Consider the following 14,305-nt stretch of genomic DNA (forward strand, 5'->3'; position numbering starts at 1 on the left):
GTCGTTGTGTGCGGTGACCGAAGCGGTCGCCACGCATCATGAACTCGCCGGGCGTCAGGCGTCTCTCAGCGCAATGCATTGCGCCGCTTTTCATCAATCCGCGCCGCAGGGGCAGTGAGGCGCCGGATGCTGTAACGCGTCGCCACGCGCCATGAACTCACCGCGCGTCAGGCGTCTCTCAGCGCAATGCATTGCGCCGCTTTTCATCAATCCACTTCGACGCCTGCGCCGGCGTGTAGTCCCGCATCCAGCCCAGCATCGTCTCGATGTCGCTGCCGTACCACAGGTCGGCGCGCTGGTCCGGGTGCAGGAAGCGCTCCTCGACCATGCGATCGATCATGCCGATCAGCGGCGCGTAGAAGCCCTCCACGTCGAGGAAGGCGCAGGGCTTGTTGCCGATGCCGAGCTGGCGCCAGGTCAGCATCTCGAAGATCTCCTCCATGGTGCCGAAGCCGCCGGGCAGGGCGACGAAGGCGTCGGAGAGGTCGAACATGCGCGACTTGCGCTCATGCATCGAGCCGACGATCTCCAGTTCGGTGAGGCCGCGGTGCGCCACTTCCCAGTCGGCCAGTTGCTTGGGAATCACGCCGGTGACCTCGCCGCCGGCGGCAAGCACCGCATTGGCCACGGTGCCCATCAGGCCGACATTGCCGCCGCCATAGACCAGGCGCAGCCCCTGCTCGGCGATGCGCGTGCCCAGCGCGGTGGCGCGCTCGACGTAGGCGGGCTTGTTGCCGGCGTTGGAGCCGCAGTAGACGCAGATGCTTTTCATGGGATTCGGGAGTCGGGATTGGGGATTCGTAAAAGCAGTGGGTTTATCGGTCCGCCGATGATGCCGGAGCGGCGATGTGTCATCGCTTGATCGGCTTCATGCGTGGGGCGATCCGCAAAGCACAACGCCGGGCATCTGCCCGGCGCTGTGCGATTGAAGGATGGGGTAGGAAGAGGGGCTGCTGTTGCGAATCCCCACTCCCGAATCCCCAATCCCAGCCTCAATTGGCCTTGTGGATCGCCCGCTTGCTCACCGCCATGGCCGCGTCGTGGATCGCTTCGGACAGGGTGGGGTGGGCGTGGCAGATGCGCGCCAGGTCGTCGGCCGAGCCGTTGAACTCCATGGTCAGCACGCCTTCGTGGACGAGTTCGGAGACGCCGACGCCAACCAGGTGCATGCCCAGCACGCGGTCGGTCTCGGCGTGGGCGATGACCTTGACGAAGCCCGCCGGCTCGCCCATCGCCACCGCACGGCCGATCGCCGCGAACGGGAAGCTGCCGGCCTTGTACGGCACGCCCTCGGCCTTGAGCTGCTGCTCGGTCTTGCCGACCCAGGCGATTTCCGGCTCGGTGTAGATGACCCACGGGATGGTGTCGAAGTTGACGTGGCCGGGCAGGCCGGCGATCAGTTCGGCGACCGCGATGCCCTCCTCGAAGCCCTTGTGCGCCAGCATCGGCCCGCGCACGCAGTCGCCGATCGCCCACACGCCGTCGACGCCGGTGTGGCAGTGCGCATCCACCTCGATCTGGCCACGTTCGTTGACCTTGACCCCGGTGCCTTCGGCCAGCAGGCCCTTGGTGGCGGCGCGACGGCCGACGGCCACCAGCAGCTTGTCCACGTTGAGGGTCTTCTCGCCGTCGCCATCGCTATAGGTGACGACGACTTCCTGCTTCTTGCCCTTGCCGGTGACCTCGGTCTTGGACACCTTGGCGCCGAGCTTGATGTCCAGGCCCTGCTTCTTGAATTCCTTCAAGGCGGTCTTGGCGACTTCGGCATCGGCCAGGGCCAGGAAGTCCGGCAGCGCTTCGAGGATGGTGACCTCGGCGCCCAGGCGCTTCCACACGCTGCCCAGTTCCAGGCCGATCACGCCGGCGCCGATCACCGCAAGACGCTTCGGCACTTCGGTGAAGTCCAGCGCGCCGACGTTGTCGACGATGGTCTCGCCGTCAAACTTGGCGAACGGCAGTTCGATCGAATCCGAGCCGGCGGCCAGGATCACGTTGGTGCCCTTCAGCTCGACTTCGCTGCCGTCGTGCTGCTTGACCTTGACCACGTTGCCCGGCTGCAGTTCGCCGAAGCCGTAGTACGGGGTGATCTTGTTCGCCTTGAACAGCATCGCGATGCCGCCGGTGAACTGCTTGACGATCTTGTCCTTGCGCCCGACCATCGCCGTGACGTCGATCTTGGCATCCTTGAAGCTGATGCCGTGCTCGCCGAACAGGTGGCCCATGTTCCAGAACTGGCGCGAGGAATCCAGCAGCGCCTTGGACGGGATGCAGCCCACGCGCAGGCAGGTGCCGCCGAGCGCCGGCTTGCCGTCCTTGCCCAGCGCCGCGTCGATGCACGCGGTCTTCAGGCCCAGCTGGGCGGCGCGGATGGCCGCGTGATAGCCGGCAGGACCGGCACCGATGACGACGACGTCGTATTGCTGTTGTTCGCTCATTTCATTCGCTCACGGGATTCGGGATTGGAGATTCGGGATTCGCAAAAGCAGGAGGGGCTCAGGACGGGGACGCTGTGACCAATCCCCAATCCCGAATCCCCAATCCCGGCTCTTACAGACCGAACAGCATCCGGCCCGGGTTTTCCAGCTGGTTCTTGATGTCGACCAGGAACTGCACCGAGTCCTTGCCGTCGATGATGCGGTGGTCGTAGGACAGCGCCAGGTACATCATCGGGGCGATCACGACCTGGCCGTTCTCGGCGATCGGACGCTCCTTGATCGCGTGCATGCCCAGGATCGCGCTCTGCGGCGGGTTGATGATCGGGGTCGACAGCAGCGAGCCGAAGGTGCCGCCGTTGGTCACGGTGAAGGTGCCGCCCTGCAGTTCTTCCAGGCTCAGCTTGCCGTCGCGCGCCTTCTTGGCGTAGTCGGCGATGCCCTGCTCGATGTCGGCGAAGGACTGCCGCTCGACGTTGCGCAGCACCGGCGTGACCAGGCCCTTGTCGGTGGACACGGCGATGGAGATGTCGCTGTAGCCGTGATAGATGATGTCGTCGCCGTCGATCGAGGCGTTGACCAGCGGGAAGCGCTGCAGCGCGTTGGCCGCGGCCTTGACGAAGAAGCTCATGAAACCGAGCTTGATGCCGTGGGCCTTCTGGAACTCGTCCTGCAGTTCCTTGCGCGCGGCCGAAACCTTGGCCAGGTTGACCTCGTTGAAGGTGGTCAGCATCGCGGTCGAGTTCTTCGACTGCATCAGGCGCTCGGCGATGCGCTTGCGCACGCGGGTCATCGGCACGCGCTCTTCCGGACGCGCACCGCTGGCCTTGCCGGCGCCGCCGTGCTTGGCGTAGTTGAGGATGTCTTCTTTGGTCACCGCGCCGCGACGGCCGGTGCCTTCGACCTGCGACGGATCCACGCCTTCGGTGATGGCGCTGAAGCGTGCGCCCGGCGGCAGGCTGGAGACGTCACCGGCGGCCTTCGGCGCCTCGGCCTTGGCGGCCTTCGGCGCTTCCGCGGCGGCGGCCTTGGGCGCTTCGGCCTTCGGGGCCTCGGCGACCTTGGCCTCGGCCGGCGCCGCAGCGGCGGCCGCGCCTTCCTCGATGATCGCCAGGATCTGCGAGCTGGTCACGGTGGCGCCGGTCTCGAACTTGATCTCCTTCAGCACGCCGTCGACGGGCGAGGGCACTTCCAGCACGACCTTGTCGGTCTCCAGGTCCACCAGGTTCTCGTCGCGCTTGACCGCCTCGCCGGCCTTCTTGTGCCAGCTGGCGATGGTGGCATCGGATACGGATTCGGGCAGTACCGGAACTTTGACTTCGGTGGCCATTGCAGGGGGCGTCCTAGTGGTGTTTTTTTTCGAAAGGGTGATGTGGTTTATTCAGCGACTTGGTCGTTGAACGGATTCAACAGCGCGTCGGCGACCAGCTTCAGCTGCTCTTCCACGTGCTCGGCGAAATGGCCGGCGGCGGGAGACGGCGAACGGGCGCGGCCGGCGTAGTGCAGGCTCTGTCCGTCGGCCAGGCAGGCCTGCAGGTGGTGCTTGATCTGGTACCAGGCGCCCTGGTTCTGCGGCTCTTCCTGGCACCAGACCAGGTCGGTGGCATTGCCGTAGCGCTTCAGTTCGGCCGACAGCAGTTCGCGCGGGAACGGATACAGCTGCTCCACGCGCAGGATGGCGACGTCGTCCTGGCCGCGCTTGGTCTGGTCCTCGAGCAGGTCGTAGTAGACCTTGCCGGAGCAGGCGACCACGCGCTTGACCTTCTTCGGGTCGGCCTTGGCGTCCGGGATCAGGTGCTGGAACTCGCCATCGGCCAGTTCTTCCAGCGTCGACACCGCCAGCTTGTGGCGCAGCAGCGACTTGGGCGTCATCACCACCAGCGGCTTGCGCGTGGACATGCGCATCTGCCGACGGATCATGTGGAACGCCTGCGCCGGGGTGGTCGGCACGCAGACCAGCATGTTCTCCAGCGCGCACAGCTGCAGGAAGCGCTCCAGGCGCGCGGAGCTGTGCTCCGGACCCTGGCCTTCGTAGCCGTGCGGCAGGAACAGCGCCAGGCCGGAGATGCGGCCCCACTTGGCCTCGCCGGCGGCGATGAACTGGTCGATCACCACCTGCGCGCCGTTGGCGAAGTCGCCGAACTGCGCTTCCCAGATGCACAGCGCATTGGGATCGGTGGTGGAATAGCCGTACTCGAAGCCCATCACCGCCTCCTCGCTGAGCAGCGAGTCGATCACGGTGGCGTCTTCCGGGTTCTCCACCAACTGCCGCAGCGGCAGGTAGTAGCTGTCGGTCTTCTGGTCGTGCAGGATCGCGTGGCGGTGGAAGAACGTGCCGCGGCCCGCGTCCTGGCCGACCAGGCGCAGCTTGTGGCCTTCGCCCAGCAGGGTGGCATAGGCCAGGTTTTCGGCGAAGCCCCAGTCGCCCGGCAGTTCGCCGGCGGCCATCTTCACCCGGTCCTCGTAGATCTTGGCCACGCGCGGGTGCAGCTCGACGCCGCCCGGGATGGTGGTGATGATCTTGGCCAACTGGTCCAGGGTCTTGCGCTTGACCGTGGTGTCGACCTTGTCCGAGAGCTTGCCCGACAGGTACTTGGACCAATCGATGGCGAATTCGTCGGGCTTGCGGGTCGCCAGTTCGGTGGTGTACTCGCCCGAATCGAGCTTGTTGCGGTAGCCGTCGACCAGCGCCTGCGCCTCGCCGGCCTGCAGCACGCCTTCGCTTTCCAGCTGGGCGGCGTACAGCTCGCGGGTGGTCTTGTGCTTGCGGATGGTCTGGTACATCACCGGCTGGGTGGCCGCCGGCTCGTCGGCCTCGTTGTGGCCCCAGCGGCGGTAGCAGACCAGGTCGATGACCACGTCCTTGTTGAACTGCTGGCGGAAGTCGTAGGCCAGGTTGGCCACGAACGCCACCGCGTCCGGATCGTCGCCGTTCACATGGAACACCGGCGCGCCGATCATCTTGGCCACGTCGGTGCAGTACAGCGTGGAACGGGCGTCGTCGCGGGCGCTGGTGGTGAAGCCGATCTGGTTGTTGACCACGATGTGCACGGTGCCGCCGACCGCGAAGCCGCGCGCCTGCGACATCTGGAACAGCTCCATGACCACGCCCTGGCCGGCGAACGCAGCATCGCCGTGGATGATCACCGGCAGCACCGACTTGCGCGCGGCGTCGCCGTAGCGCTCCTGGCGCGAACGCACGCTGCCGACCACCACGGGGTCGACGATTTCCAAGTGCGAGGGGTTGAACGCGAGCGCCAGGTGCACCGACTTGCCGTCGGCTACCGCCACGTCGGCGGAGAAGCCCATGTGGTACTTCACGTCGCCGGTGTGGGCGCGGTCGTCGTGGGCGTGCTCGAACTTGCCTTCGAACTCGTCGAACAGCTTGCGCGGGTTCTTGCCCAGGGTGTTGACCAGCACGTTGAGGCGGCCGCGGTGGGCCATGCCGACCACGATGTCCTTGACCGCGTCGTTGCCGGCGCGCTGCACCAGCACGTCCATCATCGGGATCAGCGAGTCGCCGCCTTCCAGCGAGAAGCGCTTCTGGCCGACGTACTTGGTGTGCAGATAGCGCTCCAGGCCCTCGGCGGCGGTGATCCGCTCCAGGGTACGGCGGCGGCTGGCGGCGTCGCCGGCGATGTTGCCGCCCGCGTTCTCCAGGCGCTGGTAGATCCACTGGCGCTGTTCGAACTCGGAGATGTGCATGAACTCGCTGCCGATCGACCCGGTGTAGGTCGCCTTCAGCCGCGCCAGCAGATCGCGCAGTTTCATCCGCGGCTGGCCGCCCAGGCCGCCGGTGCTGAACTCGCTGCCCAGATCGCTTTCCGACAGGCTGTGGAACGGCAGGCCCAGGTCCGGCGGGTTCACCGGCGGGGTCAGGCCCAGCGGATCCAGGCGCGCGCCGAGGTGGCCGCGCGAACGGTAGGCGGTGATCAGGCGGCCGACATGGCGCTCGCGCTCGTCGCCGCTCGGGCCGGTGCCGCTGTTGGCGGCCTGGCGCGCGGCGCTGGCGATGTGGGCGATGACCGCGGAGTGGGGGACGTCACCGGCATCGCGGCCCTGGAAGCCGTCGAAGTAGGTTTTCCACTTGGGATCGATGCTGTCGGGAGAGACCAGGTACTGTTCGTACAGGTCTTCGATATAGGCGGCATTGCCGCCGGCGAGTTGCGATGACTGCGCAAACTGCTTGAGTAGATTGTCCACGATGGTGGGGTCGGGTCGCTTTGTTGGGTTGGCTTGCGGTAGGAACCGGCGGACGCGTGGGCCGCGCGGGCGTAATCAAGCGCAAAAATTATACCCCCATGAACCAGCCGGGGTGTGCATTCGGCGTGGTCAAGGCCGATCCCGGTTCATCCGCGGCGCACGTAGCGGCGCGGTCCGGCGGCCTCACCAACCCAGTGCGCGCAGTTCGCTGCAGGGGCGCGCACGCTCCCAGACCCGGGCGAAGGAGCTGCGCAACTGCCGCGCGCGGGCACTGCCGAGCAGGTCGGTGTCGCCGTCGTAACGGTGACCGAGACCACGGAAGTAGTAGCCGCCGCCCTCGTTGACCAGGTAGGCGGTGGCGTCGCTGCGGTCCACCGGATCGCTGACTTCGCGGAACTGGAACACGCTGGGCAAGCGCTGCGCCAGGGCCAGCAAGGGCGCGCCGGCGCGCTGCGGCGCGGCCGCATCGTGCAGCAGGATCCACACCTGCTTGGCATGCGCGGCGACCGCGAAGCGGCGCAGTTGCTCTAGCACGCGGGCATCGTCGAGCAGGCCCGGATCCAGTGCGCGGCTGTGGATCAGCACCTGGCGGCGGGCCTGCGCCAGTACCGCGATGCTGGCGGCGATCGCCATCGCCGCGTCCTCCACCGCCACGGCGCCGTCGAAGCGGCGCCGCAGCGGCACGGCCTCCGCGGCGGCGGCCATGCCGCCCGCGGGCGGCAGAAAGCCGTGGCGGGCATAGAACGCCAGCGTGGCGGCCGGGGCCTGCAGCTCCAGGTGCGGCCAGCGCCGGCGTTGCGCCGCCTCGACCAGGCCACGCAGCAGCGCGCTGCCGACACCGCGCCCGCGCCAGCCGGGCAGCACGGTCAGTGCGGCGATCCGCCGATCCGCGCCGAGCCGCACCGCGCCCACCGCCTGGCCGTCGTCGCTGCGCGCGACCAGGTGCTCGCCCAGCGCGTCCAGCGCCGCCGCGGCGGTGTCGGCGGAGTCCGCGGGAGCACCGGTCGCGGCACGCAACGCGCGCAGTTCCGCGCCGTCGCGGACGGGATCCAGTGCAGCGATGCGGAAACCGGTGCCGGACATGGTCGGATCAGGGCGCCTCGGCGTCCTCGTCCTCGGCATCCTGCGCGTCCAGCGGCTGATAGAAGCCGCCTTCGATCAGTTCCAGCAGGGTCTGCCTGCCGGCCGCCGACAGCGCCGCGTAGTCCGTGCCGTCGAGCTGCTCGGCCGCGGCCAGGCGCTTGGCGTCCTTCACCGGCAGCGCGAATTCCAGGCCGCTGCAGAACAGCATGGCGCCGCGGCTGGCGCGCCGCCACGCCGGCCGCGCCCACGGGTGGCGCTGCAGGACCAGGCCCTGTTCCAGCGCCGCGGCGATCTCCGCCGCCGGCGGCAGCCCGGCCGGCGGCAGGATCTCGCCGGCGGCACGGTAGGTGGTGATGAAGCGGCCGAACCAGGCACCCAGCTTGTCCGGGTCGTTCATGCGCAGCGCGTTCAGCGCCTCGACCACGCGGCCCATCGCCGCCGTGTCGATCTCGTACGGGTCGGCCGGCGCCTGCAGGTCCTCGTCGTGGTAGCGCAGCGCCTCGTCGGCGCCGTCGATCAGGGTGTCCAGGTAATCGGCGATCAGCTCGGCCGAGGACGGCGCACGCATGCCCACCGAGAAGGTCAGGCAGGCGTCCTCGGCCACGCCGTGGTGCGGCACCAGCGGCGGCAGGTACAGCATGTCGCCCGGCCCCAGCACCCAATCGTGGGTCGGGTCGAACTGGCGCAGCAGCTTCAGTTCCACGTCGTCGCGGAAGTCGGTCGGCGGCGCCGGCCGGCCCAGCGCGACGCTGGCGTCGATCTGCCAGCGGCGGTGGCCATGGGCCTGCAGCAGGAACACGTCGTAGTGGTCCACGTGCGCGCCGACCGAGCCGCCGCGCGCGGCGAAGCTGACCATCACGTCGTCCACCCGCCAGCGCGGCAGGAAGCGGAACTGCTTGAGCAGGGCGCGGATGTCCGGGTCCCATTTGTCCACGTCCTGCACCAGCAGGGTCCAGTCGTGGTCGGGCATGCCGGGGAACTCGTGTTCCTGGAACGGGCCGCTGCGCACGCGCCAGCGATCGTTGGCACGGTCGTGTTCGATCAGCCGCGACAGCGCCGCTTCCTCGCAGGCCAGCCCGGCCAGGTCGCCGGGCTCGATCGGCGAGACGAAGCCGGGGAAGGCGTTGCGGATCAGCAGCGGGCGCTTGTGCCAGTAGTCGCGCAGGAAGGTCGCGGCGGGCATGCCCAGCGGTTGCCCGGGACGGGCGTGGAGTTCGAAGGCGGGAGCGGCGGTCTTGCGGGCAGCCATGTGCAGTGGGTCCTTGCGACGCGGAAGGGGGAGGGCGGGCGCGCAGCGGCGCCGGCCGGACCCGGCCATTGTCCGCCGGTTTGGTGCGTGGGGCCATCGCGCTGGCCTTCGTGTGCGCCGCTGCGCGCGGATGGGCGGCCGGGCGGAGGCCCTGGTCGTGTGTCGTGACCGCGCATCGTGGGTGACCACGTGCGCAGGCCATGGGCGGCGCTAGGCGCATACGAACTGGGCGATGACGGCGACCCTCAGGGCAGTGGGGGCGCAGCGTCGGTCGCGCTACTGGACGAGGATGCGGTTGTCGCGGCCGCCGTCGTCGACCTGAGCGCTGCCGCTGCGCTGGACGATGGCGTTGTCGTTGCCCTGCAGGGCGATGGTGGCGATCTCGCTGGCCTGCAACTGGTTCTGGTCGCCGGACACGTCCAGCCTGTCGATGCGCGCCATCTGCAGCCGGCCATTGCGGCCGAACAGCGCGACCTGCCCCGCGTCGCCGCGCATCGCGACCTGGGCGTTGTCGCCGAGCACGCGCAAGGTGTCGGCCCGCTCGATCTGCAGGTTGCCGTTGCGGCCGAACAGGCTGACGGTGGCGCAGTGCCCATGCAGCACCAGGGTGGCGTCGCGGCCGACGATGTTCAGGTCGCGACCGTCGCAATCGATGTCGCCGCTGGCCGAGGCGACCATGCGGATCGGCGCTTCCGCGTCGCGCTCGTCGCCATCGGCAATGTCGCCGGCCGACGGCGCCGCCGCGATCGGCGGCGCGGCCTGCATGATCACGGTACGCGCGGCGGCGGTGTGCGCGCCATCGCCGGCCGGCGGGCGTGGCGCCTGCGCGCAGCCGGCCAGGGCCAACAGCGGCAGCACAAACAACGGGGTGTGTCTCATCGCGGGGCTCTGCTGTGAGCCACCAGCATGCCCCCGGCCGATTAACCCAGGATGGACGGCCCTAGATGCCGCGCGCCAGCCGCTCGGCCAGGCCGACGTAGCCGCCCGGGGTCAGGTCGCGCAGGCGCTGCTTGGCGTCCTCGGGCAGTTCCAGGGTCTCGACGAAGGCGCGCATCGACTCGGCGGTGATGCCCTGGCCGCGGGTCAGCGCCTTGAGCTGCTCGTAGGGGTTGGGCAGGCCGTGGCGGCGCATTACCGTCTGCACGGCTTCGGCGAGTACTTCCCAGGCCGCGTCCAGGTCGGCATCCAGGCGCTCGGGGTTCACGGTCAGCTTGCCCAGGCCCTTGGCCAGCGAGTCCAGCGCCACCTGGGTGTGGCCGAAGGCGGTGCCGAGCGCGCGCAGCACGGTGGAGTCGGTGAGGTCGCGCTGCCAGCGGCTGATCGGCAGCTTGGCCGAGAAGTGCTCGAACAGGGCGTTGGCGATGCCGAAGTTGCCTTCGGCGTTCTCGAAATCGATCGGATTGACCTTGTGCGGCATGGTCGAGGAGCCGACTTCGCCTTCCTTGAGCTTCTGCTTGAAGTAGCCCAGCGAGATGTAGCCCCAGATGTCGCGGGCCAGGTCGATCAGCACGGTGTTGGCGCGGCGGGTCGCGTCGCCCAGTTCGGCGACGTTGTCGTGCGGCTCGATCTGGGTGGTGTAGGGGTTGAACACCAGGCCCAGGCTTTCCACGAAGCGCTGCGCGAAGCCCGGCCAGTCGACGTCGGGGTAGCTGGCGACGTGGGCGTTGTAGTTGCCGACCGCGCCGTTGATCTTGCCGGTCAGCTCGACCGCGGCGATCTGCCGGCGCTGCCGCTGCAGGCGCACGACCACATTGGCCACCTCCTTGCCCAGGGTGGTCGGCGAGGCGGTCTGGCCGTGGGTGCGCGAGAGCATCGGCTGTGCGGCCTGTGCGTGGGCCAGGGCGCGCAGCGTGGCGATCACCGCGTCCAGGGTCGGCAGCAGCACCTCGCGCCGGGCCTGCTCCAGCATCAGCCCGTAGCTGAGGTTGTTGATGTCCTCGCTGGTGCAGGCGAAATGCACGAACTCCAGGGCCGGGCCGAGTTCGGCGTCGTCCTTGAGCTGCTCCTTGATGAAGTACTCCACCGCCTTGACGTCATGGTTGGTGGTGCACTCGATCTGCTTGACCCGCGCCGCGTGCTCCACGCCGAAGCCGTCGGCCAGCGCGCGCAGGCGTTGCGCCGCCGCCGGCGAGAACGCGGCCAGTTCGCCGATGCCCGGCTCGGCGCCCAGCGCCAGCAGCCATTCGATCTCCACCTTCACCCGCGCCTTGATCAGGCCGTATTCGGAGAAGATCGGCCGCAGGGCGTCGACCTTGCCGGCATAGCGGCCATCGAGCGGGGACAGGGCGAGCAGGGCGGAATCGGACATGGCGGGGGCGTGGGGTGGTGTCGGCGGGGGCGCCATTCTACGTCGGCGCGGCGTCCGTGGCCTGGGCTGGGGTGTGTCGTACTCCCTGAGCAGGCCGCACCACGGCCCTTCGGGTCGGGCGTGGCAGGCGCCGGCGGCGCTGCGTGGCGTGACCTGGCGGCCAGTCAGGCGCTGCGCCCAGGCAATGCCGGCGCCTGCCTGCCAGGCGCAGGCGACACACTGCGGCACCCTCAGGAAGGAATGACGGACCCCAGCCGCACGGTCACCGCCTGGATGCGGTGCCCGGCCATGCGCTTGACCGTGAACAGGTGGCCGTCGATCTGCAACTGCTCGCCTTCCTCGGGCAGGCGCTGCAACTGATGCACGATCAGCCCGCCGACCGAGTTGAGGTGCTCCGGCGCGCGCAGGTCGCGGCCGAGCAGGCGTTCGAGGCGGAAGATCGAGGTCGAGCCGGCCACCAGCACGCTGCCGTCGGCGCCGCGGGTCGGCGCGTCCTTGACCACGTGCGGGTGCTCGTCCTCGATGTCGCCGACCACCACTTCCAGCAGGTCTTCCAGGGTGAAGTAGCCGAGGATGCGACCGTGCTCGTCCACGCACAGCGCCATGTGCGTGGCGCCGGTGCGGAAGCGCTCCAGCACCAGCGGCACCGGCGTCTCCAGCGCGATCAGGTTGGCCGGGCGCAGCAGCGCGCCCAGATTGTCGCTGCGGCGGCCGCGGGCGATCTCCACCAGCAAATCCTTCATGTGCAGGATGCCGAGCACCTGCTCGCCGTCGCGGTCGAACCACGGGTAGCGGCTGTAGCGGCTCTCGGCGAACTCGGCCATCACCGCCTCCAGCGCCATGCCCTCGCGGAACGCGCGCAGATGGTCGCGCGCGCGCATCAGGTCGCCGGCGACCAGTTCCGGCAGCTCCAGCGCATGGCTCATCAGGGTCAGTTCGTGGTCGGGCGCGCCGCCGGCGGGGTGCTGGCGGCCCACGATCAGCTTCAGTTCCTCGCGCGAGTAGCGGTGCGAGGCATGCTCGACCTCGCCCCAGCCAACGGCCTTCAGCAAGCCGTTGGCGCTGGTGTTGAGCAGCCAGATGGCCGGATACATCGCCCAGTAGAACAGGTACAGCGGCGCCGCGGTCCACAGCGACATGCGCTCCGGACGGCGGATCGCCATCGACTTGGGGGCCAGTTCGCCGAGCACGATGTGCAGGAACGAGATCACGCTGAAGGCGATGACGAAGGCGCTCAGGCGCGCCGCCTCCTCGCTCAGCCCCAGCAGGTCGAACAGCGGCTGCAACAGGTGCGCGAACGCCGGTTCGCCGACCCAGCCCAAGCCCAGCGATGACAGGGTGATGCCGAGCTGACAGGCGGACAGGTAGGCGTCGAGATGGCCGTGCACATTGAGCAGCAGGCGGCCGCGCCAACCGTGGTGCTCGGCCAGGCCCACGGCCTGGGTATGGCGCAGCTTGACCAGGGCGAACTCGGCGGCGACGAAGAAGCCGTTGAGCAGCACCAGCAGCATCGCCAGCGCCAACAGCAGGAGGTTGCCGATCATGTGCGGTCCCCGGCGCGCGCCGCTGGCGCGTCATCGCGCCGGGCGGGAGGGGTGGGAACGGCGGAGTGCGTGGTCCGGCGCAGCGTGCGCCGGCATCTACAGTCTGAATCGTCGCCCATGGCGGCGTGGAAGTTCCATCGGTGATACGTCGCCGCAGTCTAGCCGATGCGCCATGGCGGCGGCGCCCGCAGGCACCGTCTCGCGCATTCGGTCACAGGCAAGCGTCGCCAACGAATACCCGCACAAGCGCGCAACCGCTGTTGCGAATCCCCAGTCCCGACTCCCCAATCCCGGCCCTCCAGCCATCACGCCGCGACAATCTTTTCGTTTGCTAGACTTTCTGTAACCGTTTTCAACATCAACGTTCCCCCCAATGAAATCTTCTTTGCGTCTGGCGGCGCTGGCCGCCGCTGTGTCCGTTTTCATGACCGCCTGCGGCGGCAAGCCCTCGGCCACGCCGACCGATTCCGATGCCAGTGCCGATGCCAGCCATGCCTCCGCCGATACCGCTGGCAGCGAAACGGATCAGGCCCTGACCAGCAAGCTCAACGCCTACATCGAATGCTTCAACAAGGTCGATGGGCGCATCCACGAAGGCGCGCAGCAGTACATCCGCTGGATGGCCGACCCCAAGGCCGGCCCGACCGGCAAGGAAACCAGCGTGTATGGGCCGGCCCCGATCGACGAGTACGCGATGAAGCTGTGCGATGCGCCGATGACGCAGGCGATCGCGGCCAAGCCGGCGCTGCCGGCGCTGGATGCGGCGGCGAAGCGCTATCTGGCCGCGTTGAAGACGCTGCAACCGTTGGCCAACCAGGCCCGCGACTACTACGACCGCGAGGATTACCAGGACGACCAGTTCGCCAAGGGCAAGCAACTGCATGCGCCGCTGATGGCCGCGCTGTCCGAATTCCACGAAGCCAGCGAGGCCTTCAGCCATGAGCTGGAGGCGCAGAACGATGCCGCGCAGCGCGAGCAGTTGAAGGCGATGGAGAAGGCCGAAGGGCGCACCCGCGAGTTCTATCGGCTGTCGATGATGCTCGAGGCCAAGGAGATCGCCGGCCTGATGCAGGACGACGACTTCGACACCGCCAAGGCCACGGCGCTGGTGGCCGGCTTCAACCGCCTGTCCGACGAGGCGCACGCCAAGGTCGCCAACCAGGAGCCGGGCAAGTCCGACTGGGCAGGCTTCGAAAGCGCGGCAGAGAATTTCCGCAAGGAATCCAAGGCGCGGATCAAGCGCGTGGCGGACAAGATTCCGTACAGCGCATTCGAGCAGCGCTCGCTGGACAATCCGATCGTCGCACCGGAAGGCTCGCCGGCACGCCTGCTCAAGAGCTACAACGACCTGGTGTTCCAGAGCAACCGGCAGCAATGAGCGTCCGGGCCGGCGGCGCATGCCGCTGGCCCTCACCCGTGTCGTCGTCCCGTCGTTTGCCGACAACGGCGCATGGCTCACGCCGTTCGCACCGCGCTGCCTGGCTCC

Annotated in this window: 10 protein-coding genes; 1 reads left to right on the top strand and 9 read right to left on the bottom strand. The window is 68.5% G+C overall.

Going from position 1 to position 14,305, the window contains the following annotated elements:
• Positions 1–178: 178 nt before the first annotated feature.
• From NUG21_RS08830 to NUG21_RS08870, 9 genes are all read right to left on the bottom strand, one after another.
• Complete coding sequence (locus NUG21_RS08830; protein ID WP_160946040.1) at positions 179–772, bottom strand: LOG family protein; 594 nt, start codon at positions 770–772, stop codon at positions 179–181.
• A 220-nt stretch (positions 773–992) separates the two neighbouring features.
• A complete protein-coding gene (gene lpdA / locus NUG21_RS08835) occupies positions 993–2,435 on the bottom strand; it encodes a dihydrolipoyl dehydrogenase (protein ID WP_263392837.1) in 1,443 nt (480 codons plus the stop codon).
• A 112-nt stretch (positions 2,436–2,547) separates the two neighbouring features.
• The gene (gene sucB / locus NUG21_RS08840) at positions 2,548–3,762 is read right to left on the bottom strand and encodes a dihydrolipoyllysine-residue succinyltransferase (RefSeq protein ID WP_160946042.1); all 1,215 of its coding nucleotides are present in this window, start codon (positions 3,760–3,762) and stop codon (positions 2,548–2,550) included.
• A 47-nt stretch (positions 3,763–3,809) separates the two neighbouring features.
• Positions 3,810–6,635, bottom strand: coding sequence for a 2-oxoglutarate dehydrogenase E1 component (locus tag NUG21_RS08845; protein ID WP_160946043.1), 2,826 nt, complete (start codon positions 6,633–6,635; stop codon positions 3,810–3,812).
• Between the two features lie 183 nt (positions 6,636–6,818).
• The gene (locus tag NUG21_RS08850; protein WP_263392838.1) at positions 6,819–7,718 is read right to left on the bottom strand and encodes a GNAT family N-acetyltransferase; all 900 of its coding nucleotides are present in this window, start codon (positions 7,716–7,718) and stop codon (positions 6,819–6,821) included.
• Between the two features lie 7 nt (positions 7,719–7,725).
• Positions 7,726–8,967 carry a ribosomal protein uL16 3-hydroxylase gene (locus NUG21_RS08855; RefSeq protein WP_263392839.1) on the bottom strand — a complete coding sequence of 414 codons (1,242 nt, stop codon included), beginning with the start codon at positions 8,965–8,967 and terminating at the stop codon, positions 7,726–7,728.
• Between the two features lie 276 nt (positions 8,968–9,243).
• Positions 9,244–9,846 (bottom strand): DUF3060 domain-containing protein, encoded by a 603-nt coding sequence (locus tag NUG21_RS08860; RefSeq protein WP_263392840.1) that lies wholly within the window; start codon positions 9,844–9,846, stop codon positions 9,244–9,246.
• A 61-nt stretch (positions 9,847–9,907) separates the two neighbouring features.
• Positions 9,908–11,275: an adenylosuccinate lyase gene (purB, locus tag NUG21_RS08865; RefSeq protein WP_263392841.1), complete on the bottom strand. Its 1,368-nt coding sequence runs from the start codon at positions 11,273–11,275 to the stop codon at positions 9,908–9,910.
• 230 nt (positions 11,276–11,505) lie between these two features.
• Positions 11,506–12,819 (bottom strand): hemolysin family protein, encoded by a 1,314-nt coding sequence (locus NUG21_RS08870; protein ID WP_263392842.1) that lies wholly within the window; start codon positions 12,817–12,819, stop codon positions 11,506–11,508.
• A 373-nt stretch (positions 12,820–13,192) separates the two neighbouring features.
• Between NUG21_RS08870 and NUG21_RS08875 the strand changes: the two genes are divergently transcribed.
• On the top strand, positions 13,193–14,197 hold the full coding sequence (locus tag NUG21_RS08875; protein WP_263392843.1) for a YiiG family protein: 1,005 nt from the start codon (positions 13,193–13,195) through the stop codon (positions 14,195–14,197).
• Positions 14,198–14,305 lie beyond the last annotated feature (108 nt).

This window comes from Xanthomonas sp. CFBP 8445, from assembly GCF_025666235.1.
Classification (GTDB): Bacteria; Pseudomonadota; Gammaproteobacteria; order Xanthomonadales; family Xanthomonadaceae; genus Xanthomonas_A; species Xanthomonas_A indica.

Coding starts and splice junctions, on each gene's coding strand:
- NUG21_RS08830 (WP_160946040.1), bottom strand. CDS start 772: ATGAAAAGCATCTGCGTCTACTGCGGCTCCAACGCCGGCAACAAGCCC.
- NUG21_RS08850 (WP_263392838.1), bottom strand. CDS start 7,718: ATGTCCGGCACCGGTTTCCGCATCGCTGCACTGGATCCCGTCCGCGAC.
- sucB (WP_160946042.1), bottom strand. CDS start 3,762: ATGGCCACCGAAGTCAAAGTTCCGGTACTGCCCGAATCCGTATCCGAT.
- NUG21_RS08855 (WP_263392839.1), bottom strand. CDS start 8,967: ATGGCTGCCCGCAAGACCGCCGCTCCCGCCTTCGAACTCCACGCCCGT.
- lpdA (WP_263392837.1), bottom strand. CDS start 2,435: ATGAGCGAACAACAGCAATACGACGTCGTCGTCATCGGTGCCGGTCCT.
- purB (WP_263392841.1), bottom strand. CDS start 11,275: ATGTCCGATTCCGCCCTGCTCGCCCTGTCCCCGCTCGATGGCCGCTAT.
- NUG21_RS08875 (WP_263392843.1), top strand. CDS start 13,193: ATGAAATCTTCTTTGCGTCTGGCGGCGCTGGCCGCCGCTGTGTCCGTT.
- NUG21_RS08860 (WP_263392840.1), bottom strand. CDS start 9,846: ATGAGACACACCCCGTTGTTTGTGCTGCCGCTGTTGGCCCTGGCCGGC.
- NUG21_RS08870 (WP_263392842.1), bottom strand. CDS start 12,819: ATGATCGGCAACCTCCTGCTGTTGGCGCTGGCGATGCTGCTGGTGCTG.